Consider the following 22,441-nt stretch of genomic DNA (forward strand, 5'->3'; position numbering starts at 1 on the left):
CCAGATCGCCCCGCCTCAGTCGGTTTCTTCGCCTGGAGGGGTAATTTCCTTGATGTCGGATTCCAGCCGGTAGGCCAGGGCGATGAACAGCGCCTGGCACAGACAGATGGTGCTGGTCAGCGAGCGGAAGGCAAAAGCGCTGCCTTCGGTGACCGTCAGCAAGGCATCGGCCGCGCGCGCCAGGGGCGCCAGCTTGCTGTCGGTAATGACCAGCACCTTGGCGCCATTGTCCTGCGCCAGCCGCGCGCATTGCAGGGTTTCCTTGCCGTAGGGCGCGAAGCTGATGGCAATCGCCACGTCGCCCCTGCGGATGCTGCGCATCTGGTCGCGGTGCATGCCGCCCAGGCCTGAAACCAGGTGGACCCGCTTGGCCGTATGTTCCAGTGCATAAGCGATATACGAGGCGATGGGAAACGAGCGGCGTACGCCGACCACGTAAATATTGTCGGCTTGCTGCAGCAAGGTGACGGCCGCTTCCAGCTGGACGTCGTCGAGGCCGGCCGCCAGGTCGTTGAGACCGGCATAACTGGCGCCGATAAAGGCGCGCGTCATGTCGCCGGCGCTCAATTGCCGGTCGCCGTCGACGATCAGCTTGCGGATGCGCTGCTGGTAGTTCGGCGGCGCGCTCGTCTGCTCGGTATACGCTTGGCGAAACACTTCCTGCATTTCACTGAAGCCCGAATAGCCAAAGCGCTGCGCAAAGCGCACGATGGCCGACGGCTGGACATCGCAGGCGGCGGCGATGTCGCTGATGCGCTCCAACATCAGGCTGGAGCGGTGCTGCTCCACGTACTTGGCGATCAGCTTGAGCTGGCGCGACAAGCTTTCGTATTCGTTGGCGATTTGCTGTATCAGTTGGTCGATCGCGGCGACTTCAGCCATGCTTGCTCCTTCTGTTTCCATTAATATAAATTATAGGCGCGATTCTATCGTATAGAAGGAAATTTCGAATTATGCCGAATCGGCAAAAAATATTGCATTGCAGGCGCGACTCCATTATCCTGCCTGCACGATGATTCAGCATCATGCACGCGTCCCGCAGGAGAGCCGTTGAACAAGCGCCCAACCATGACATCGGTGGCCCAGGCCGCCGGGGTATCCGTCGCCACCGTGGACCGGGTGCTCAACAGCCGCCTGCCCGTCAAGGACGGCACCGCCGACCGCGTGGTGCTGGCGGCACAGAAAATCGGCTATCACGCCACTGAATTGATGCGCCGGCGCCTGCTCGAACGCGCACCACTGCTGACCCTGGGCTTTTGCTTGCAAAAACAGGACGATCCGTTTTACCAGGGGCTGGCCACGGAGCTGCGCGAAGCGGCCGAACAGCATGCCGGCCTGCGCTGCGAGGCGCGCGTGGAATTCATGGACCAGCTGGTGCCGCGCCTGATCGCCGAGCGCATCCACGCCGTCGGCATGGAGGTCGACGCATTGGCCGTGGTGGCGCTCGACCATCCTTACGTCAACGAAGCCATCAATGCGTTGCGCGCGCTGGGCAAACCTGTGTTCACCTTGCTGTCGGACGTCAGCTCGCCCCTTCGCAGTGCCTACCTGGGCATCGACAACCGCAAGGCCGGTCGCACGGCCGCCTGGGCTATTGCACGCATGGCGCCGCGCGCGGGCGAAGTGGGCATCCTGATCGGCAGCCAGCGATACCTGGGCCAGGAAAGCCGCGAGAGCGGCTTTCGCTCGTACTTCCGCGAACATGCGCCCGACTTTCGCGTGCTCGAGGCACACACCAACCTGGAAGACCAGGACCTGTCGCAGGAAACCGTGCTCGACCTGCTGGCTGCGCATCCCCAGATGGTCGGCCTGTGCGTTGCCGGCGGAGGCTCGGCCGGCGTGGTGCGCGCGCTGCGGGAAGAGATGCCGGCGCAGGGCCTGGTGGTGGTGGTCAATGAGCTGGTGCCGGTAACGCGCTCGGCACTGATCGACGGCATTGTCGACCTCGTCATCGCCACGCCGCAGCAGCGCCTTGCGCAGGCCGCCGTGCGCGCCATGGCCCTGTCGTGCGACGAGCACGGCCCGTCCCTGGCGGCGCCAGAGCCGCTGTCCTTTGATTTGCATACGGCCGAAAGCGTCTGACTTTTGCCCCGTGCTGGCCGTGCTTGCTGGCATGTCATGGCACTGCCTGGCAAAGCCGTCTTCCAAAATATGAAATATTTTTTCTGTATTAAAATAAAACTGAAATATTTATTGCATTTTGATTTTCCATGATCTACGATGGGTATCAGCTCATGAACAGTCCTCGCAAAGAGACGTATCTGAGTGATGAATGACCATAACGATAAACAATAATGGAGACAAAATGAAACTGAGCCGCCGCATCTTCCTGGCCTTCGCCACCGCTGCCATCCTGCCTGCCAGCGCTTTCGCCCAGACGCCGTCGATTGGCGTGTCGCTGTCCGCCTTCGACACTTTTTTGACCATCGTGCGCGGCGGCATGGCCAAGGAAGCGGAAAGCCAGAAGGTCAAGATCCAGTTCGAAGACGCCAACAACGATGTCGGCCGCCAGGTCAGCCAGGTTGAAAACTTCATCGCCCAGCGCGTCTCCGCGATCGTCGTCAATCCGGTCGACACGGCCGCTACCAAGCGCATTTCCGCAGCGGCCCGCAAGGCCGGCATTCCGCTGGTCTACGTAAACCGCAAGCCGGACGAAAAAATGGGTAACGGCACCGTGTTTGTTGGTTCCGATTCGCTGGTGGCCGGCCGCTTGCAGATGGAAGAGCTGGCGCGCCGCCTGAACGGCAAAGGCAATGTCGCCATCATGGTCGGCGCGCTGTCGAGCGATGCGGCAATCGATCGTACCAAGGGCGTCAAGGAAGTGGCGAAGAAATTCCCTGGCATCAAGATCGTCGAGGAACAGGTCGCCGATTTCGACCGCAAGAAGGGCATCGACCTGATGGCCAAGTGGCTAAGCGCCGGCGTGAAGATCGATGCGATTGCCGCCAATAACGACGAGATGGCGCTCGGTGCGCTGATCGCCATGAAGCAAGCCAAGGTCTCGCCGAAAACCGTGCTGGTGGCCGGCGTCGACGCTACGCCCGATGCACTGTCGTCGATGAAATCGAACGAACTGGCGCTGACCGTATTTCAGGATGCCAAGGGCCAGGGCACGGGTGCTGTGCAGGCGGCCATGAAAATGGTCAAGAAAGAAAAGCTGCCCGACATGAACATGATCCCGTACGAGCTGGTAGTGCAGGACAACATCGCCAAGTACATCAGCAAGAACTGATATCCGCGTAACAAGCGCCCGCCGCCACCAGGCGCCGGGCGCGGCAGTCAGACATTCATGTTTCAGAGGGGTTAGAGATGACATTTCACGATGCCATGGCGCCAGCCATGCCGGCGGCGGATGCGCGCGAGTATTTGCTGCAGGCATGCGATATCTGCAAGCGCTTTCCCGGCGTGGTGGCCTTGAACAAGGTCAGTTTGCGAGTGCGCGCTGGCGAGGTGCACGCGCTGATGGGCGAGAACGGCGCCGGCAAGTCGACCATGATGAAGATACTGGCCGGCAGTTATATTCCGGACGAGGGCACCCTGACCTTCCGCGGCAAGCGCCTGAAGCTGCGCTCACCGCGCGAAGCGCTCGATCACGGCATTGCCATGATCCACCAGGAGTTGAACCTGCTGCCGGACATGACGGTGGCGGAGAATATCTGGATCGGCCGCGAACCGGTCAATGCCTTCGGCATCGTCAACCACGCCAGGCTGAACCAGGACACGCGCGACCTGCTGGGTCGCCTGAATATCGCGGTCGATCCCGAATGCATGCTGGGCGAGCTGAGCATCGCCAACCGGCAGATGATCGAAATCGCCAAGGCCGTTTCCTACGAGTCGCAAGTGCTGATCATGGACGAGCCTACCTCGGCCATCACGGAAAAAGAAGTCGAGCACCTGTTCGACATCATCGCCAGCCTGAAGCGCGCCGGCAAGGCCATCATCTATATTACCCACAAGATGAACGAGGTGTTTCGTATCGCCGACGACATCACGATTTTGCGCGACGGCTGCCATATCCTGACCGAGCCGGCCGCCAGCATGAACGCCAGTTCGCTGATCGCGGCGATGGTCGGGCGCGAGATGGACCAAGTCTTTCCCAAAGGCCACGCCGAGATCGGCGCGGTAGCGCTGTCGCTGCGCGGCCTGTCCCGCAAAGGCTGGTTCAATGATGTCAGTTTCGACGTGCGTTATGGCGAGATCGTCGGCTTGGCCGGCCTGATGGGTGCGGGCCGCACCGAAGTGATGGAGTCGCTGTTCGGCATCGCCCCGCCCGATTCCGGTGAGATTTTTATCGACGGCAAACCCGAGCGTTTCCGTACGCCCAAGCAGGCGATCCACGCCGGCCTGGCGCTGCTGACCGAAGACCGCAAGAAATCGGGCCTGTTCCTGGGCCTGGACGTGGCCAGCAATATGGATATCACCGTGCTGTCAGACTACACATGGTGCGGCTTCGTGCAGCAGAAAAAACTCGATGCGGCCTGCCACGACATGAGCCGCCGCCTGAAGATCAAGACACCGAACTTGCAGGAAATTATCGGCAACCTCAGTGGCGGCAACCAGCAAAAGGCGCTGATCGCGCGCTGGCTGCTGAACCGTCCGCGCATCCTGATCCTCGACGAGCCCACGCGCGGCGTCGATGTCGGCGCCAAGGCCGAGATCCACAAGCTGGTCACGGAACTGGCGCAGGCCGGTGCGGCCATCATCCTGATCTCATCCGAACTGCCCGAAGTAATGGGCATGAGCGACCGCGTCATCGTGATGCACGAAGGCCGGGTCAGCGGCGAGGTAATGCGCGCCGACTTCAGCCAGGAAGGCATTCTTTCGCTCGCTTCCGGCGTCGTGCCGCCACCGCCCCCGGCACCCACATTCCAATAAAAATCATCCGTCAAGCAGGAGACATCCATCATGCAATCGCAACAAGCCATTCTTACCGACGCGGCCAAGCCGCCCCTCCAGCGCGCCTTCAAATGGCCACCCGAACTGGGCATCCTGTGCGTGCTGCTGGGCATCGCGCTGGCCTTCGAACTGCTGGGCTGGTATTTCCGCGGCCAGAGCTTTCTCGGCAACCCCACCGGTTTGCTGATCATGATCTTGCAGGTGTCCGAGATCGGCCTGATCGCCATCGGCGTGACCATCATCATCATCACCGGCGGCATCGACCTGTCGTCCGGTTCGGTGGTGGCGCTGGCGGCCATGGTGGCGGCCAGCCTGGCGCAGTCGTCCGACGCCTCCCGCGCCATCTATCCCGCGCTGCTGGACCTGCCGGTACTGCTGCCGGTGCTGGCCGGCCTGTCGGTGGGCGCCATGGTGGGCCTGATCAATGGCACCCTGATCGTCAAGACCGGCGTACCGGCCTTTATCGTCACGCTCGGGATGATGGTGTCGGCGCGCGGCCTGGCCAAGCTCTACACGCACGGCCAGCCAGTGAGCACCCTGACCGACAGCTATAGCTGGATCGGCTCGGGCGCCAATCCGGTGATCATTTTCCTGGTCACGGCGCTGTTCTTCCATATCCTGCTGCGCTATACGCGTTTTGGCAAGCGCACCTATGCGATCGGCGGCAATCCGGTGGCGGCGCGCGTGTCGGGCATCAATATCCAGCGCCACCTGGTGATCGTCTATACCATTGCCGGCGTGCTGGCCGGGGTGGCCGCCGTGATCGGCTCGGCGCGTGCTCAGACCGGCCAGTCCGGCATGGGCGTGTCGTATGAACTGGACGCCATCGCCGCAGCTGTGATCGGCGGCACCAGCCTGTCGGGCGGCGTGGGCCGCATTACCGGCACCGTTATCGGCGCGCTGATACTGGGCGTGATCGCCAGCGGTTTTACCTTCCTCGGTGTCGATTCCTATTTCCAGGAAGTGATCAAGGGCGCCATCATCGTCATCGCGGTGGTCGCCGACCAGATCCGCAAACAGAAGAAGCGCTGATCATGGACGCCCTCGCTACTTCATCGGCACAGGTCGGCATGGTCATCATCGGCGCCGGCCACTGCGGCGGACGCGCCGCGCTGGCCTTGCGCAACCTGGGCTGGACCGGCGCCATCACCGTCATCGGCGACGAGCCGCTGGCACCCTACGAACGCCCGCCACTGTCGAAATCGGTGCTGTCCGGCGAGACCGGCATGGACGCCATGCAGCTGGCCGCGCTTGACGCCTGGCACGAGGCCGGCGTCACCCTGCGCCTGGGCTGCCGCGTGAACGCCATCGACCGCGCCGCGCGCTCGATCAGCCTGGACGACGGCGGCACCATCGCCTACCGCAGCCTGCTGCTGGCCACCGGCGGCGCGGCGCGCACCTTGTCGATACCGGGCGCGCAGCATCCGCGCGTATTGTCGTTGCGCACCCACGCCGATGCGCTTGCCTTGCGCGACCATCTGCGCCCCGGGGCGCGGGTGGTGCTGGTCGGCGGCGGCTTTATCGGCCTGGAAGTGGCGGCCAGCGCGCGCGAGGCGGGTTGCGACGTGGAGCTGGTCGAAGGCGCGCCGCGCCTGCTGGGCCGCGCCGTGCCCGAATCGGTGGCTAGCCTGGTGCAGGCCCTGCACGCGGCGCGCGGCACGCGCATCCGCTGCGGCACGCAGCCGGTCGAGATCGTGCAGCGCGACGACGGCAGGCTGGCGCTGCTGCTGGCCGATGGCGACAGCATTGCGGCCGACGTGATCGTGGCCGGTATCGGCATGGCGCCGCGGCTGGAACTGGCGCGCGCCTGCGGGCTCGACGTCGAGCAGGGCATCGTGGTCGACAGCCGCTTGCAAACCAGCGACGCTGCCATTTTTGCGGCCGGCGATGTGTGCCAGTTCCCTTCAAGCTTGTCCGGCCTGGCGATGCGCCAGGAAACCTGGCATAACGCCGAAACCCAGGCCTGCGTGGTGGCGGCCAATATGCTGGGCGCGGCCAGCGCCTATGGCGAGTCGCCGTGGTTCTGGTCCGACCAGTATGACCATACCTTGCAAGTGTCGGGCGAACCGTCGCTGGCGGCCAGCTGCGTGAGCCGCGTGCCGGGCGAAGGCGCGCTGCTGCTGTTTTTCCTGGACCGGGACGGCGTGCTGGTCGGCGCCAGCGGCTTCGGCCCGGCCAGCGTTGTCACGCGCGACCTGAAGATCATGCGCAAGCTGGTCGAAGGGCGCGTCCGGCTTGACCCTGCGGTGCTGGCGGACCCTGCCCAGCCGCTCAAGAAACTGCTGTCGATGATGAAGGAGGCGGCATGACCGGCAAGCGGCTGATGGCCATCGGCATCAATATCGATGGCGTGCTGGAACATGATGGCTTGCCGGCGCTGTCGTTCGACGAGCGTTTTGCACGCGTGGCCAAGGCAGGCGTCTTCGATTACGCCGAAGTGAACCTGTGGCCGGGCGACGACGTGCTGCCCGTGATCCGCGCCAGCGAACGCCATGGCGTGCCGATCGGCGTGATGGGCGGCATTTTTTGCCTCGGCGACGACACGCTGCCGGAATATGCGGCGCGCAACGGCGAAGCGGCCGCGCTGGGCTGCCGCGTGTTCAACTGCCAGGTGTTTGCGCGCGACCAGACCGGCGTTGCCTTGACCCTGGAGCGCATGGGCGAGTTTTACCTGCGCCTGATGGAGATTGGCGTGCGCAGCGGTTGCCTGCCGTCGCTGGAAGTGCACGTCGACATGTGGACCGAGCAGTTCGGCCGGGTCGCCGAACTGGGCGACTGGCTGGAGCGGCGCGGCGTGCCGTTGCGCCTGACGCTCGACCATTCCCATCTGCTGTTCAAGCTGGGCAACCAGGAAGAACTGGCGCTGTCCGGCCTGGCGGGACTTGACGATGGTGGTCATGCGCTGCTGCATCCCGATAGCGCCACCAGCCTGTACGCGCAATGGCTGGCGCGCGGCTGGGTCGTCCACGCGCATGCGCGCAGCGTGCAGTCGCCGGGCGTGCCGAATCCCTGGATGCGGCGTGGCGAACTGGCGGGGCGCGGCATCCAGTATCCGTTCACCCCACCGGCACCGGGCAGCTATCACGGCCCATGGGACGAGTCCGAACTGACGCCGTGGAAACTGGCAGTGACGCAATTGCTGGCCTGGAAAAAGGCCCATCGCAGCAGCCCCCTGGCGCAGATCAGCTGCGAATTCATCCCGTTTGCCGATTACGGCGGCGCCACCCGCTATTCCATTCTTGAGCAAAACGTCGCCTGTGCCCGCTGGCTGGCGCAGCTGCAGCACGCCTGATCCAACCCGCTTTCTTCGCTTTGCCACTTCGCTACCACAAGGACATACCATGGGTCTTTCGATCAAATCGCGCCTGCTTGGCGTTATCGCATTCCTGTCGCTGCTGGTCGTGGCCATCGGCGTGCTGGGTTTATACGGCATGGGCCGCAGCAATGAGGGCCTGAAAACCGTGTATGAAAACCGCACCCTGGCGCTGGAAAAAGTCACCGGCATCGAAAGCGCGTTGTACCTGAACCAGTTGGCGCTGGCGTCGATGCTGCAGGATCCGCGCGCCGACAAGGTGCAAGAAGGCAGCGCGCTGGTCGGCAGGCGCATCGCCGAGATGAAGCGCAACTGGCAAGCCTACCTGGCCGGCGGCTTGAGTCCGGAAGAAAAAGTATTGGCTGACAAGTTCGACGCCAGCCGCAGTCGCCTGGAGAAAGAATCGCTGCTGCCGGCGATTGCCGCGCTGGTCGATGGCCGACCGTATGCGGCGACCATGATCGGCAAGGAAACCGAAGCGCTGTCACAGACGGTGGCGCAGAACGTGGCGGCGTTACGCAACCTGGAGGTGACGTTGGCACGCACTGAATACGAACGCAGCCTGCAGCGCCACGACGGCATCTTGCTGAGCATGGCGGCCAGCATCGTGATCGGCCTGCTGCTGGCGGCGGTGGTGGCGTTTTTCCTGGTGCGCGGCATCGTGCGGCCGTTGAACGCGGCCGTGGCCAGCGCCCGCCGCGTGGCTGGCGGCGACCTGAGCGCCGGCGCCGGGCGCCATGGCCGCGATGAAATCGGTCAACTGCTGCGCGCCATCGACGAGATGAGCGCGGGCCTGGCCGTGATCGTGGGTGAAGTGCGGCGCGGCACCGAGGCCATCGGCCACGCCTCCGGTGAAATCGCCGCCGGCAACCTGGACCTGTCTGGCCGCACCGAAGCTCAGGCCAGCAGCCTGCAGCAGACGGCCGCCGCGATGGAAGAATTGACGGGCGCCGTGCGCAAGAATGCGGCCAGCGCGCGCGAGGCCAATGCGCTGGCGGCGACCGCCTCGGCGGTGGCCGAGAAAAGCGGCGCCGTGGTGTCGCAGGTGGTCGGCACCATGGCGGCGATCGACGCCTCGTCGCGCAAGATCGCCGACATCATCGTGGAGATCGACAGCATCGCCTTCCAGACCAATCTGCTGGCGCTGAACGCGGCCGTCGAGGCGGCCCGCGCGGGCGAGGACGGCCGTGGCTTTGCGGTGGTGGCCAACGAAGTGCGCGCGCTGGCCCAGCGTTCGACCACGGCGGCGCGCTCGATCAAGGCGCTGATCGGCGATTCGGTGGAAAAGGTGGGAGCCGGCAATATGCTGGTCAGTCAGGCTGGCGGCAGCATGCGCGAAGTGCTTGACAGCGTGGCGCAGATGACGCGCATCATGGCCGAAATCACCAGCGCCAGCCAGGAGCAGAGCCTGGGCATCGAGCAGGTCAACCTGGCGATCTCGCAGATGGATGAAACCACGCAGCAGAACGCCGCGCTGGTGGAGCAGGCGGCCGCCACCGCGCAAGCCATGCGTGACCAAGCCGGCGAACTGCGCCGGGTGGTTGGTACTTTCAGGCTGGAGCGCGAGGACGATCAGGCTGCGATGGCGCGCCCCCTGGTCGGTGGAGCGGCCATGATGCGCCTTTTATGAGGTCATAACAAGAGGGCAATTGCGCCGGAACTTGCGCGACTGAGGTATCCTGGATTTTTTCGCCCCCCAGGTTGCTAAACTTCACCAATTGGAGAGCTTGTGACACGTTCAAAAACCTACATACCCGAGCTTCGTGCAGATGCGGTAAAACTGGTTCTGATCCAAGATCTGACGCTGGAAGACGCTGCATTGCGTCAGGCCCTTTCCAAGGGCACGCTGGATAACTGGGGGGATGCTGCGAGAGGCGGTACGTCACCCAGTGGTTCAAGAAAGCCGCTCTGTGCCTGAGCTTGAGGCCGAGGTAATCCAGGCTGCGCAAAGTGCTGGTCGAGGCCATCACCAACTCAAGTCATGATCTTGTGGTGGCGGACAACCGGCTCAATCAGACCTTCGCGGCGACCCGGCCGAACGATACCTGGGTGACCGACATCAGCTATATGGTCAGAGGCGAAACCGGGCTTTACCTGGCCGGCATCTACGCGTTCACCTGCGAGTTGGTGAGCTAAGCGATGGACGAGCGCATGACACAAACGCTGGCGGTAACGCGTTGTGGAAGGCCGTGCGTAACAAACTCCCTGCGCCGGGCCTGATTCCTGACTCCGACCTTGATAGCCGATATTGCATACACGACTATCAAGAACTGGTGAAGCAGTTAGGAATGAACCGTTCATGTCGCGCTTGGGCAATGTTCCATGCGCGCTGTTTTCCAGAAATTTAGGCAAAAAGCGCGGGTAGCTTGAGACCACACTGTCCGCTATTAACGTTACACGGCACTTGACGGGCGCGATCCTCAATACAGCCAAACGACATGAGGCGTATGGATGGCGTATCACAGTGTGCTCAGATAATTATTTGTTACTTTAAGACTGCGACTGCAGTACTCGTCGCCAGCTTAGAAGCAGGAAATTTCGCTTCGAGCCACAGCGCCCACTTGTGCGCTCCCATGATGATATGCTTTTGATATTTAAAATTATATTTGTTGGTTCGAGAATGATAGTTGGCCGCTCTTGCCCAAACACTCCCTGTGCCACGCAATAAATGTTGCCTCAACCGCCATGCGGCAAGATCATACGGATAGCATCCGTTCGCAGCGACATGTGCCGGAGAGATTCCATATTTTTGTAGATCATGTAAATAGACGGAATTGAACTGCATCGGACCAATGTCATAGGTCCCGTTTTTATTGATGACAACCATTCCAGGCTTGCCTCCTTCCTCTTCCGCGATCGCCAGAAGAATATTGGCGGGCACTTGGTATTTGATTGCGGCCGTGATAGAACACACGATCCGCTCCTGCTCCAGGGGAGGGAGGTCAAGCATGACGTTTCTCTATCATGATGAGGTTTCTAGTGCTATTCAGGCTTGCGGTCGCGGAATGCCGCGACTTCGTCTGCTGGATCTGCCGCGGTGTTGGCTCCTTTAGAGATACTGTCATCATCCAGCCCTGATGCTCCGCTATCTGGCGCTCCAGCAAGGTCTTGTGACCTGATGGCGGCGGCGATCTGGCCACCGATGGTTTTGCTGACGCGATCGCTTGTCGCCGAAAGTCGCTGTCCAACCTTTGCCTTGCCAACCTCCCAGGTTCCCTGCGCCAAGCTGGCCGCTGCACTTGCTGCAATCCGTCCCGTCTTCGCCGCTAGCGCCGCCGCTGCGGCCGGAGTGCCAATGCCGGGTACCGCTGTCGTTGGACGTTGCCCTGTTTTTTCACCGCTGCCCGCATTGGAAGATCCGCTCGCGCTCTGCTGCTTGGAAGGCGAAGCGGTAGGCGGCGCTGTCTGCGGAGCGCTATCTGTTGACTTCGTTTCTGCAACTCGACTTCCAGTATCGGTATCGCTGCCTGCCGCCTGCGCGGTGTCGCCCATGGCCGCTGCCAGTGCGCCGCTGCCTGTGCCAGTACTGGCTGCTTGTTCACTGCTTCCGCCTGCGGCCGATGCTGCGAAGTCGCGCGCGCCGCCGCCAGCGCTTTCCGCTGCGTTAGCCTTGGATACGGCTGCCATCAGTGCCTGCACACCGCCAGCGACGTTCGCCGTTCCTGCGACGACCGCAGCACCGGCCGTTGCGGCGGCTGTTGCAGCCATCGCTGCGGCGCCAAGGGCTGTTCCTGCACCGAAACCGCTGCCCAGTGCGCCGGTTCCACCGCCCATGGCCAGCCCACCCACCAGCGACGGAACCTTGTTGACCAAGGCGAGCAGGATGATGGCGACGACCATGATCACGGCCAGTTCTTTCATCTTGTAGGCGGCGCTGATATTCGTATAGAACTCGTCCATGAACGACTTTCCAATTCCTACCAGTAGCACCATGGTAAATAGTTGTGCGCCGATGCTCAGCACGGTTTTGTAGTAGTTGATGGCCATGTCCGAGGTCCAGCGGGAACCGCCGAAGCCAAGAAAGAAAACGCCGGCATAGGCCAGTATCCAGCCGCTGATCAGAAGCAGCAGCATATTCACACCGATCAGAGCCAGAACAATCAAGGTGATCAGGCTGATAGCCACGCCAACCGCGCTGCTGAAGGGCGACCAGACGGTTGACTTCGAAAGCACCATGGCAAAAATATCAAAACCGATATCGACAATTCCTGACGGCGATAGGATGGTGCTGGAGCCATTGGCGTTGGCGGCAATGACGCGCATAGAGTCCATGATGGACGTCGCAAAGGCGGGGCCGTTTCGAAGCAGCCACCAGTAGAAACCAGTGAAAATGGTGAAGCGCGCGAATTCGGCAAAGAACTCCCCGATATCGGCTTTACGCAAGGCCATCATGCCGAATGTCCACACCATACTGATGGTGGCCAGCGTCCAGAAAAGACGGGTCGCATGCGCTGTGATCGTTCCTGCCCAGGTAGCTGCAATCGAAGAGTAGCGCGACAGAACGTTATCAAGTACCCCTGTGCTGTCGATCTCTGCCCGGGCTAAGAGCGGGGCAAGCAGCAGCGAGAGTATTAACACTACGCGTAGCAAGGTAGTAGCCGTTGATGTTTTGGCGATACTGGCATTTTTCATCATGCACCTCACCATCCACGCGGTGGACTGGGACGAAAACTGTATCTCCGCACGCACAAATCTTCAAATTGGTTCCGGCTCTTCCGGTCCTTGATTCTTGCAATCGCTTCCGGCTCGCAGTTTTCCGCTGTCACAGGCGGCAACGAGTCCGCAGGGTCGCTCGGCGTGCACGCGGCAAGTTGGAACAGGGCCGCGAGCAATATGATCGGCTGGCGCATGGCAATCTCCTTACCAGCCGCGCACGGGGCTGGGTTTATAGGTGTTGCTCAGTACTACTTCGTCCGAGGCGCGCTGCATCGCTTCGCGGTCGGCCAGGCTCTGGTAGCGCGTGGCGATGACGTTTTGTTGGGAGATTAGCAGGCCGCGTATCTGCAGCAGTTGCGTGGCCTGCTGGCTGGCCAACTGGTTGGCGTAGCCGATGGCCTGCATCTGGCCGCTGGCGCCCTGGGCTGCCGATTGCAGCTGCATCAGCTTGCGCGCGTCGGCTTCCATGGCATCCTGCTGGCGGTCCAGACCCCGGAAGAGGGCGTCGGTCGAGCGCTTCTGCGCGTCCGAGCCGAGGCGCTGGGCGTCGCTCATCGCGTTCCATTCTGCCTGGGTGCAGCCGCGCACCGAGAAGCAGGGTGAGCCACGGTAGTCGCTGGCGCTGCGGTACTTGCGCAGGTAGGCGTCAATGCTGCCCAGGCTGCTTTTGTAGTAGCTGAGTGTATCGATCTCGCGGCGCAGCAGGTTCATGGTATGGGTGGCCTGGTCCCAGATGAACGATGGTGGCGCGGCGGTGTTTTGCAGCATGTTCTGGTATTGCTGCAGCTGGGTGCGGTACTGCTGGATCTGCTTGAGGGTGTGCGCCACGTTTTCCAGCGCGCTCACGCTGTTTTGCGACAGGTTGCTGGCATCGATTACCGGCAGCGCGGCGCGCACTGGCTGCAGGGCGGCGGGGATGCACAGGGCCATGCCTGCCAGAATTTTAGCTGCTAAAGTTTTGTCCATGATAATTGCTCCTTGCCGTCAGTAGTCAAACGCCTTGTAGGGGCGGGAAAAGGTCAGGTCCTTGGTCACGATCACGTTGAAGCGGTAGCCGGGCCGGATTTCCAGCGTCGGCGCGATGTTCATGTTCCTGGCGATCAGCTGGGCCGTCACCTGGCCAAGCTGCTGGCCCAGCGCCTCGCTCATGGCGCTGCTGGCGCTCTGGCGCGTGCCCTGGTTCAGCGTTTGCGGCTGGCTGATGGCGATGCCCGCCGTGATGCCCGACATCAGGAACGCGGAGGAGAACAGGCGAAAGTAGTGGTTGTTGACCTGGTCGCGCAGGCCCGCGTAGCCGGCGCTGTCGGCGCCGGGCATGCTGCCGATGTCCATGGCCTTGCCGTCCGGGAAGACGATGCGCTGCCAGGCCACCAGCACGCGCGACTGTCCGTAGATCAGGTCGCTTGAGTATTGTCCAACAAGGCGGGACCCTTGCGGGATCAGCCGCCATTTGCCGGTCGGGGTGTCGAACACGTCCTGGCTCACCTGCGCCACGATCTGGCCCGGCAAGTCGGAATTGATGCCCGAAATGAGCATGGCCGGGACGATGAAGCCGGCGCGCAGTTCATAGGGCGAGCGGGGCGCTTCCACGCGCGAATCGAGCCGCCAGCGGTCGCCCCGTCCCTGGGCGTCGAACTGGCGGTAGTCCTTGCCGCCTACCATGAGCGGCTCTGCCGCCACCGGCCGTGTTCCAGTGTCGCCCAGGCCCGCAGCCTGCAGCTGCTGCAGCCGTGCCATGTAGGCGCTGGTGGGGTTGTCGCGGCTCTGCGCATCGGCCTGCTGCTGCAGGGCGGCGATCTGGGTGAGAGCATCTTCGCGGCTGAGCGGCGCGCCGGCGGCAGGTGAGGAACCGGCGCTGCGCGGTGCGGTGGCCTGCACCGTGGTGCGCGCACGGACCGCCTCGTCCAGCTGGCGCAGCTTGTCCATGCGCAGGCGCTCGCGCTCGTCCATGCCGTGCTGCTCATCCATTGGCTGCGGGCCGCCGGGCGGGCGGGGCGGCGCTTCCAGGTCATCGGGACGGGCCACGATGATGGCTTCTGGCGGCGGCTGGGTTTCCTGCAATGGCGGAGCTGCGGGCTTCGCTGGGGCGACGAAGCCGTCCTTTTCCTTGCCGGCGATCTCGCTGGCGAACATGCTGGTGCTGCCTGCCTTTGCTTCCAGTGGATCTGGCGGGCGGTTTTGCTGGGCTGAGCGGTCCCACGCCACCAGCCCCATCACCAGCAGGAAAATGCCCAAGGCGCCGCCCACCAGGTACACGGGCAGGTTGTTGACGCGCTTGACGCCCGATTTTTTGCGCACGCTGCCGGGCGAGGCATCCGGCGACATGTCGTCATCGTCGCTCATGGTGCCGCCCCCCTGCGTATCCAGGCGCTGGCCGGCCGCGCCTCACCGCCTTCAAGAAGATAGGCACGGCTCAGCGATTCGCCGCCCGCATACAGGGTAAGGCGCGCCAGGACTGGCGGAGCGGCCATGTCCAGCACATAGCGCAGCGCAATGGCATCGGCAGCCGCTGGCTGTGTCGCGGCGGCGGACGTTTGGGGGCTGAATTCCGCGACGGCGTAGCCCTGCGCCCGCAGGCGCGCCAGCAGGCCCGTGCCGAAGCCGTCCTGCGCCGCATGCTGCAGCGCGAAGCGCGTTTGTGCTGGCGGGTAGCTGGCGGCAAGCCGCGCGGCCGCATCGTCGGCGATGCCGCTTTCCTGCGCGGGGACCGGCGCGGCAAGCAGGTTGCCGTAAGCGGGCGTGTCGGCCATGCGGTTTGAGGCGCAGCCCGCAAGGCCAGCCAGCAGGAAGGGTGTCAATATCAGGGGTGCAAGCATCAGGGGCCGCATGCTATTTCTCCCGCGTGATGGTGACCTTGTCCTGCGTGCGGCCCGCGCCGGCAATCAGGATGGCCTTGTCGAAGACCGTGTCGACGATGTAGCGGTCGCCCTGCACACGGTAGTTCACCATCGCCGTTTCGTCGTCGCGGAACAGGCCGCCGTCCTTGCGCACCACCAGCAGCGCGGGCGCTTCGGTCTGCGCCATCGCCAGCGGCATCTGGATAATGGTCTTGCTGCCGTTGTTGTACACGCGCACGGGCTTCCAGGGGGCGGAGCCCGTCACCGCATAGCCGAAACTCAGGTCGCCCAGGTACTCGCCGGTCTGTGCGATGGTGCGTTCCTGCTTTTCCTTGTTGTCGCGGACCTTCAGCGCGTCCCACTTGGCTGCCGCATCCTCGACGTAGGTAAAGGCGATGCGCGGCATGAACTGGCTGCGGTGCGAGCGCAGGCGGACATGGTAGGTGCGGCGGCTGGTGGTGACGATCAGCGAGGTCTCCAGCCCCACGTCGAGCGGCTTGATGATGAGGTGCTGGACTTCGGCCGGGCCGCTGCCGGTGATCGCCGGCTCCACCGTCCAGCGCGCCGTGTCGCCCAGGTGGATGGAGTTGACCTGCTCGCCCGCCTGCAGCTCCATATCGCAGACCTGTAGTACCGCGCACACGATGCCGGGCTGCTGTGCGCCGAAAAGGAAGCGCACCGTGCCGTCTTCGCCGGGCACGGGCTGCACGCCGGTGCCGCCGCCGCTGCGCCAGCGCTGCGCAATGGCGATCGCGTCCTTTTCCTGTTTGGTGAGCGGCAGGTCCTTGCCCGAGAAATAGCTGTCGGCGACACTTTTGCTGTCCGGCGCGTTCTGGGCTCTTGCCGCTGCGGCGGCAAGGCACAGTATCAAAAGAAGGGAGATGGATTTCACGGCGTGCCTCCTCAGAGCTGTTTTGCCCAGGAAAAATCGCGGACATAGATGCCCAGCGGATTGTTGCGCAGCTGTTCTTCCGTCGTCTGCGGCGTGGCGGCCACGGTGTAGACGGTCAGCAGGGCACGCATGCGGAACGGCGCCGCCTTCAGCACACCCTGGCGGTCGCGTACCGTTTCCGTCCAGTCCACCTGCCAGGTGTCGGCCGTCTGCGGCAGCGCGGAAATGATTTCGGTGCTGACGGTTTCCATGGCGGCCCGCTTGAGCGGACTGCTTTGATCGGTGCCATTGAGCCATTCGTTCGCCTTGGCCGTGGCCGGGTCGTTCGCCGCCAGCATCGAGTACAGCCGGTAGATGGCCTTGCGCTGCAGCGCGATGTCCGGCGTGACCAGGCGCGCGTCGCTGACAAACGCGGCGACGGCGGCGCGCACCACGCGCGGGTCCGCTGCGAGCGCCTGCTGCGCTGGCGCCACCGCCACCGGCTGGCCCAGCTTGTCGACTTCGACCACATAAGGCACGAAGCGGGACTGCCCGGCGACATGCACCATGCCGCCGACGGCCGCCAGCGCCACCAGCAGCGACAGCACGGCCAGCAGCTGCCAGGACTGGCGCGACGACGCGGCTTGCGCGGCATGGTCGTTCCAGGTGCGCCGCGCGGACAGGTAGGGATTGTCGCTTTCGCCTTTACGGCGCCCGCCGTCAAGGTAATCGTCCTGTGCTGGCGCCTCGCCGCTTGCGGCGGCGCGGCGGGGGCTGAATAAGCGGGCAAGGTTCATGCTGCGCCTCCGTAATCGTCCAGGTTAAGTCCCCGGCTGGCCAGCCATGGGCCGGTCCACGCGCCGCCATGCTTGGCCTCCAGCGCCTTGACGGCGGCGACCGATTCCTTGTCGGTGGCGCCAACAAAGGCCATGGCCAATGGCCCCAGCGCCAGGTCGTACAGGCGCCGTCCGCTCTCCGAGACGTAGTAGTACTGGCGCTTGGGGATGGCGGTGGCAAGGATCTCGATCTGGCGCGCGTTCAGGCCCATACGCCTGTACAGCGCCGCCGTATCCTCGTCGCGCGCATAGACGTTGGGCAGGAAAATCTTGGTGGCCGTCGACTCCACCATCACGTCGAGGATGCCCGAGCTGGCCGCGTCTGACAGGCTTTGCGTGGCCATCAGCACCAGGCAGTTAGCCTTGGCCAGCACCTTCAGCCAGACCCGTATGCGCGAGCGGAAGGCCGGATGGCCTAGCGCCAGCCAGGCTTCGTCGACGATGATGGCGGCGGGCTGGCCCTGCAGGCTGCGCTCGATGCGGCGGAACAGGTACAGCAGGGTGGGCAGCGCATATTTTTCGCCCATGCCCATCAGCTCCTCGATCTCGAACACGGTAAAGTCGGACAGCGACAGGCCGTCCTCCTCGGCGTCGAGCAGGTGGCCCATGCTGCCGTCGACCGTGTAGGGGCGTATCGCTTCGCGTACGGATTCATCCTGGATCGTCAGTGCGAATTCCGACAGGGTCTTCGCGCCGCTGGCATGCATGCTCATGACGGCGTTGCCGATTTCGTTGCGCTGGGCCGGCGTGGTGTCTACATTATTTAACGCCAGGATGGTGTCGATCCACTCCATGGCCCAGGCGCGGTCGCTGCGCGTGGCGAGAAACTGTAGCGGGCAGAAGGCAAGACTGTCGCCGTCGCCCGCCACAGTGTAATGGTTGCCGCCCATGCCCTTGGCCAGCGGATACATGGACATGCCCTTGTCGAACACGTACACCGACATGCCGTGGTAGCGGCGCAGCTGTGCGGCGATCAGGCCCAAGTGCGCCGACTTTCCGCTGCGTGTCGGGCCAAACATCAGCGTGTGCCCCAAATCGCGCACATGCAGATTCAGACGGAATGGCGTGTCGCCGTGCGTCACGCAGTGCATCAGGGCCGGTGCCAGCGGCGGATACAAAGGGCAGGGCGCCTTGTCCAGCCCTGTCCAGATGGTGCTCGTGGGGAGCAGGTCGGCCAGGTTCATGGTGTTGATCAAGGGGCGCCGCACATTCTCTACGCCGTGGCCGGGCAGGCTGCCCAGGTAGGCATCCATGGTGTTGACCGACTCCACGCGCGCCGCAAAGCCGGTGCGGTTGATGGCCTTCTCGACCTGGCGCGCGGCGGCGTCGAGCCGGTCCCGGTCCTCGTCCATCAGGATCACCACGCTGGTGTAGTAGCCCTGTGCTACCAGGCCGCTGTTCACCTCCGCGATGGCCGCCTCGGCGTCGGCCACCATCGACAGCGCATCCTGGTCGACGGGGCCGGTGCTGGTATTGAAGACCTGGTCGAAGAAGCCGCGTATTTTCTGGCGCCACTTCTTGCGGAACTTGTCCAAGTGCCGGGTCGCCTCGTGCGCATCAATGAAGATGAAGCGCGAGGACCATCGGTATTCGCATGCCAGTTCGCCCAGCGCGGTCAGGATGCCGGGCGTGGACTCGAGCGGAAAGCCCTCGATGGCGACCACCTGGACGAACTTGCGGCCGATCCTGGGAACCACACCGCCGAACAGCTCCTGGCCGCCGATGACGGCGTCCAGGTACATCGGATTACGCGGCAGGATAACAGGGTGATTGATGCCGGTGACGCAGAACTGCAGCCAGCGCAGCAGCGCGTCGTGCGTGGCGGTGCCGCCATCCTCGCCCACCACCTGCGTGCCGCGCAGGCGCTCGAGCGCCACGGCCGACGACAGGCGCGACTCGATGGTGGCGCATTCGCGGCTGAAGTAGTCGATCAGGCCCTGCGTGCGCGCCCGCTGGCCGGGCGCCGCCGCTTCATCGTCGAACATCAGCTCGACGAACCGGCTTTGCGCCAGCAGCGGCGGAAGGTAGGTGGCGCTCAGGACGAAGTAGCCTTCATACATGGTGCCCAGGCCTTCGAACAGGCGGCGGCGCTCCTCGTCGATGGCGGCGGACACCGGATCGGGGAAGTGCGACAGGCCTGCCGGCGCATAGCCTGGCGCGGGCCGCCGCACCGCATCGACGTGGATCATCCAGCCGCTGCCCAGGCCCGACAGGGCCTGGTTGATGCGGAACGAGACCAGTTCGCGCTGCTCTTCCGTGCTGCTGGCATTGTCGCCGCCGCGATACAGCCAGGCCGCCATGAAGGCGCCGTTCTTGCCGACGATGATGCCGTCGTCGACCATGGCGGCATAGTTCAGCAGATCGGCCAGCCCGGCGTCGTGCGAGCGGTGTTTGTCCAGCCGCATGCCGGCGCTGGCTGTGCGGATGCGCGCGTACAGCATGGCGAGCATCATGGCGCCGCAGGCTGCCGTGGCGAAGGAGATCGCTTCGGTCATTTGTATTGCCTCCCCTGGCTGTCCGGGTTGACGCGGAAGGGCGTGCTGCGCGCGGCGTAGTAGCGCCGGTAGCGGCGGTGGCGCAGATACACCTGGCGCAGCATCGGATCATGCGCGGCCATCAGACGGCAGGCGAACAGCGCGCCTGTCCACAGCAGCAGCCCCACCACCGTCGCGCGCAGTTCCTGCGCGCTGAAAATCAGCGCGAAGGCCAGCAGGCCGGCAAACATGACCAGCTCCCGGTCGCCGCCCATGAACTGGTTGTGCCGGTTGCCCGCGCGGCGGATGGGGATGGCGCGCAGTGCCATGGCTATGCCATCCGTGCGCCGCTGCACGCAGCGGCAAGGCGGATGGCGCCGCACAGCGTATCGCTAGATGCCGCGATTTCCGCGCCGCGCCCGAAGAAGGTGCTCATTACGTTCTGCGCGCCTACCAGCAGCGCCATCACCAGCACGATGAAGATCAGGGTGCGGAAGAACCCATTCAGGTCGCCGCCGAAAATGAGCACGCCCCCAGCGATGACGATGCCAATGATGGACAGGGCAAAGGCCACCGGGCCGGTGACGGAGTTGCGCAGGTTCTCCAGCCAGCTTTCATAGGGCAGCGAGCCGCCGGTGCCGGCGGCCGCATGCGCCTGGTGCGGCAGCGACAGAAACAACATCAGCATGATGGCCGCGCACAGCCAGAATTGGGCCTTGCGGAGGTTTTGGCTAGGTGGGCCAGGCAGGAAAATGATCATGGTCAGCTCCTTACAGTACGTGGGTGAGATAGCGGCCGTCCGCATAGCCGGCCACTTCGAGGATTTCCTGCACGCGGCGGCCAGCTTGAGTACGGGCAATGTGCACGACGATGTGCACCACCTCGCCGATTAGCGGCTCGATGTCTGCCGGCGCCGAAGGGTTGCGGCTGATAAGCGATTTGAGGCGCACCAGGCCAGCCGCCGGATTGTTCGCATGTAGCGTGGCCGCGCCACCTTCGTGGCCCGTGTTCCAGGCGTCGAGCAGGTCCAGCGCCTCGGGGCCGCGCACCTCGCCGACCAGGATGCGGTCAGGGCGCATGCGCAGGGCGGCTTTCAGCAGCGCCGTCATGGAGACGTCGAAGGAAGTGTGGTACTGCACGAAGTTCTCGGCAGCGCACTGGATTTCTCCGGTGTCCTCGATGATGAACACGCGCTCGCCGGGATCGCAGGCCACCATGTCGTTGATGATGGCGTTGACCAGGGTAGTCTTGCCGGAGCCGGTGCCGCCGGTGACAAGGATATTGCGGTGGCCAGCCACAGCCTGGCGCAGGATGGCGCACTGGCGCGCTGTCATGGATCCTGCGGCGACATACTCGTCGAGCGTGTAGATCGCGATGGCTTTCTTGCGGATGGAAAAAGTAGGGGAGGGGACGACTGGCGGCAGCTGGCCCGCGAAGCGCGAGCCATCGAGTGGCAATTCGCCTTCCAGCAGCGGCTTGCCGCGCGTGACCTCCTTGCCGTGATAGCCTGCCACGGTCTTGACGATGGCTTCGGCCTGCGCCGCGCGCAAGGTGCCGATGCACCGCATCCGTTCCCCGAGCCGCTCCTGCCACAGCCTGCCGTCGGCGTTGAGCATCACTTCCACGGTGCGCGGATCGTTCAGCGCCTCCACCAGCAGGGGACCCATGTCGCGTTCGAGCTTGCGCCGCGCGCGGTCTTTCAGCGTCGAGAAATCTTCCGTATCAGCCATGATCGGTATCCTCCTACTGCATCGAGGCAATGTCAGATATGCAAAGGATATACCGGTAAAAACGACAGGCTTAGACCTAGCGCAAAGGTCAGCCGCAAGCTTGTTGATGAGTTCGGTGTTTAGCGCCGAATCCGCTTGACTATTTCACGGAGGATATGGCGTTTCGGAAAATATGTGGACAGCGGAGCTGGCATTTCCGCGCGTCAGCTATCCTCAGGCTTGCCGCCCGCGATCTGCTGGCGGTTTGCCTCATTCCACTGGCGTACCTGAAACGCCTGGTATTCGGTCAGTACCGCTGCCACGCGCACATAACCGGGTGGCAAGCTGGTTGGCGCCTTGCCGCCGGCGAGCATGTCCAGCGACTCCTTATCCAGGTCGGTAATTTCCAATAGGGCAGGCAACGCGACGTCGAGGGCTTTGGCGATCGACTCCATGATCTTGAGCGAGGGATTGGCCTTGCCGTTGGTCAGGTCGGACAGGAACGACACCGACATGCCCGCACGGTCGGACAGTTCGTTCTTGGAGATGCCAAGTTCGTCGAGCACGCGCAGGACGTTGGTGAAGAAGATTTGGTTGTACACAGATAGTTCGAACCTTACGTAGATATGGTGGAGGTATCCTGATTCGCTGGTATTGGCTCATTGTAGGCTGGGGCTTGAGACGCGAATGTCTGTGATACGTATGCACTTTTGATATCGAAACTCATCAGACAGACCAGTCTGTAATAAATACGGATTCAGAAAATTTTAAGAAAAATTTTGCCTATATTACAATAGAATCGACGGCTTAACATCTAAATTTTTCAAGTATCATCACTTGCTTAAAAAT

The 22,441-nt window shown here is 63.3% G+C and carries 23 protein-coding genes; 9 read left to right on the top strand and 14 right to left on the bottom strand.

Annotated features, from left to right (window positions below; genetic code table 11):
* Positions 1–15: 15 nt before the first annotated feature.
* Positions 16–882 (bottom strand): MurR/RpiR family transcriptional regulator, encoded by an 867-nt coding sequence (locus AC0Z42_RS05020; protein WP_065307743.1) that lies wholly within the window; start codon positions 880–882, stop codon positions 16–18.
* A gap of 168 nt (positions 883–1,050) precedes the next feature.
* Here AC0Z42_RS05020 and AC0Z42_RS05025 point away from each other — a divergent pair, with 168 nt between their 5' ends.
* From AC0Z42_RS05025 to AC0Z42_RS05065, 9 genes are all read left to right on the top strand, one after another.
* Positions 1,051–2,082, top strand: coding sequence for a LacI family DNA-binding transcriptional regulator (locus AC0Z42_RS05025; RefSeq protein ID WP_485467139.1), 1,032 nt, complete (start codon positions 1,051–1,053; stop codon positions 2,080–2,082).
* 223 nt (positions 2,083–2,305) lie between these two features.
* Complete coding sequence (locus tag AC0Z42_RS05030; protein ID WP_485467140.1) at positions 2,306–3,232, top strand: sugar ABC transporter substrate-binding protein; 927 nt, start codon at positions 2,306–2,308, stop codon at positions 3,230–3,232.
* Between the two features lie 77 nt (positions 3,233–3,309).
* Positions 3,310–4,875 (top strand): sugar ABC transporter ATP-binding protein, encoded by a 1,566-nt coding sequence (locus AC0Z42_RS05035; protein ID WP_485467141.1) that lies wholly within the window; start codon positions 3,310–3,312, stop codon positions 4,873–4,875.
* Positions 4,876–4,905: 30 nt separating this feature from the next.
* Positions 4,906–5,928, top strand: coding sequence for an ABC transporter permease (locus AC0Z42_RS05040; RefSeq protein WP_485467142.1), 1,023 nt, complete (start codon positions 4,906–4,908; stop codon positions 5,926–5,928).
* Positions 5,929–5,930: 2 nt separating this feature from the next.
* Positions 5,931–7,205, top strand: a complete 1,275-nt coding sequence (locus AC0Z42_RS05045) for an NAD(P)/FAD-dependent oxidoreductase (RefSeq protein WP_485467143.1) — start codon at positions 5,931–5,933, stop codon at positions 7,203–7,205.
* Positions 7,202–8,188: a xylose isomerase gene (locus AC0Z42_RS05050; protein WP_485467144.1), complete on the top strand. Its 987-nt coding sequence runs from the start codon at positions 7,202–7,204 to the stop codon at positions 8,186–8,188. The genes AC0Z42_RS05045 and AC0Z42_RS05050 overlap by 4 nt, the downstream gene beginning before the upstream one ends.
* 49 nt (positions 8,189–8,237) lie before the next feature.
* Positions 8,238–9,839, top strand: a complete 1,602-nt coding sequence (locus tag AC0Z42_RS05055; protein ID WP_485467145.1) for a methyl-accepting chemotaxis protein — start codon at positions 8,238–8,240, stop codon at positions 9,837–9,839.
* A 99-nt stretch (positions 9,840–9,938) separates the two neighbouring features.
* A complete protein-coding gene (locus AC0Z42_RS05060) occupies positions 9,939–10,127 on the top strand; it encodes a transposase (RefSeq protein WP_485467146.1) in 189 nt (62 codons plus the stop codon).
* Between the two features lie 32 nt (positions 10,128–10,159).
* Entirely contained in the window at positions 10,160–10,345 is a 186-nt protein-coding gene (locus AC0Z42_RS05065; RefSeq protein ID WP_485467147.1) for a hypothetical protein, read from the top strand.
* 349 nt (positions 10,346–10,694) lie between these two features.
* Here the strand turns inward: AC0Z42_RS05065 and AC0Z42_RS05070 are convergent, their stop codons facing one another.
* The 13 genes from AC0Z42_RS05070 to AC0Z42_RS05130 form a co-directional block, all read right to left on the bottom strand.
* A complete protein-coding gene (locus tag AC0Z42_RS05070; protein WP_485467148.1) occupies positions 10,695–11,159 on the bottom strand; it encodes a transglycosylase SLT domain-containing protein in 465 nt (154 codons plus the stop codon).
* Between the two features lie 32 nt (positions 11,160–11,191).
* Positions 11,192–12,844, bottom strand: a complete 1,653-nt coding sequence (gene trbL, locus AC0Z42_RS05075; protein ID WP_485467149.1) for a P-type conjugative transfer protein TrbL — start codon at positions 12,842–12,844, stop codon at positions 11,192–11,194.
* Between the two features lie 5 nt (positions 12,845–12,849).
* Entirely contained in the window at positions 12,850–13,059 is a 210-nt protein-coding gene (trbK, locus tag AC0Z42_RS05080; RefSeq protein WP_485467150.1) for an entry exclusion lipoprotein TrbK, read from the bottom strand.
* A 10-nt stretch (positions 13,060–13,069) separates the two neighbouring features.
* Positions 13,070–13,831: a P-type conjugative transfer protein TrbJ gene (gene trbJ, locus AC0Z42_RS05085; RefSeq protein WP_485467151.1), complete on the bottom strand. Its 762-nt coding sequence runs from the start codon at positions 13,829–13,831 to the stop codon at positions 13,070–13,072.
* 18 nt (positions 13,832–13,849) lie between these two features.
* The gene (locus AC0Z42_RS05090) at positions 13,850–15,208 is read right to left on the bottom strand and encodes a TrbI/VirB10 family protein (protein WP_485467152.1); all 1,359 of its coding nucleotides are present in this window, start codon (positions 15,206–15,208) and stop codon (positions 13,850–13,852) included.
* A complete protein-coding gene (locus tag AC0Z42_RS05095) occupies positions 15,205–15,681 on the bottom strand; it encodes a conjugal transfer protein TrbH (protein WP_485467153.1) in 477 nt (158 codons plus the stop codon). The genes AC0Z42_RS05090 and AC0Z42_RS05095 overlap by 4 nt, the downstream gene beginning before the upstream one ends.
* A 13-nt stretch (positions 15,682–15,694) precedes the next feature.
* Positions 15,695–16,594 carry a P-type conjugative transfer protein TrbG gene (trbG, locus tag AC0Z42_RS05100; protein ID WP_485467154.1) on the bottom strand — a complete coding sequence of 300 codons (900 nt, stop codon included), beginning with the start codon at positions 16,592–16,594 and terminating at the stop codon, positions 15,695–15,697.
* An 11-nt stretch (positions 16,595–16,605) separates the two neighbouring features.
* Complete coding sequence (locus AC0Z42_RS05105; protein WP_485467155.1) at positions 16,606–17,370, bottom strand: VirB8/TrbF family protein; 765 nt, start codon at positions 17,368–17,370, stop codon at positions 16,606–16,608.
* Positions 17,367–19,904, bottom strand: coding sequence for a VirB4 family type IV secretion/conjugal transfer ATPase (locus tag AC0Z42_RS05110; RefSeq protein ID WP_485467156.1), 2,538 nt, complete (start codon positions 19,902–19,904; stop codon positions 17,367–17,369). The genes AC0Z42_RS05105 and AC0Z42_RS05110 overlap by 4 nt, the downstream gene beginning before the upstream one ends.
* A complete protein-coding gene (locus AC0Z42_RS05115; RefSeq protein WP_485467157.1) occupies positions 19,901–20,212 on the bottom strand; it encodes a conjugal transfer protein TrbD in 312 nt (103 codons plus the stop codon). Before AC0Z42_RS05115 ends, AC0Z42_RS05110 begins: the two co-directional genes overlap by 4 nt.
* Before the next feature lie 2 nt (positions 20,213–20,214).
* Positions 20,215–20,643, bottom strand: a complete 429-nt coding sequence (trbC, locus tag AC0Z42_RS05120) for a conjugal transfer system pilin TrbC (protein WP_485467158.1) — start codon at positions 20,641–20,643, stop codon at positions 20,215–20,217.
* Between the two features lie 10 nt (positions 20,644–20,653).
* The gene (gene trbB / locus AC0Z42_RS05125) at positions 20,654–21,613 is read right to left on the bottom strand and encodes a P-type conjugative transfer ATPase TrbB (RefSeq protein ID WP_485467159.1); all 960 of its coding nucleotides are present in this window, start codon (positions 21,611–21,613) and stop codon (positions 20,654–20,656) included.
* A 203-nt stretch (positions 21,614–21,816) separates the two neighbouring features.
* Positions 21,817–22,194: a helix-turn-helix domain-containing protein gene (locus tag AC0Z42_RS05130; RefSeq protein ID WP_485467160.1), complete on the bottom strand. Its 378-nt coding sequence runs from the start codon at positions 22,192–22,194 to the stop codon at positions 21,817–21,819.
* Positions 22,195–22,441 lie beyond the last annotated feature (247 nt).

It is taken from the genome of Janthinobacterium sp. 1L-D-8-B-C4 (assembly GCF_057291295.1).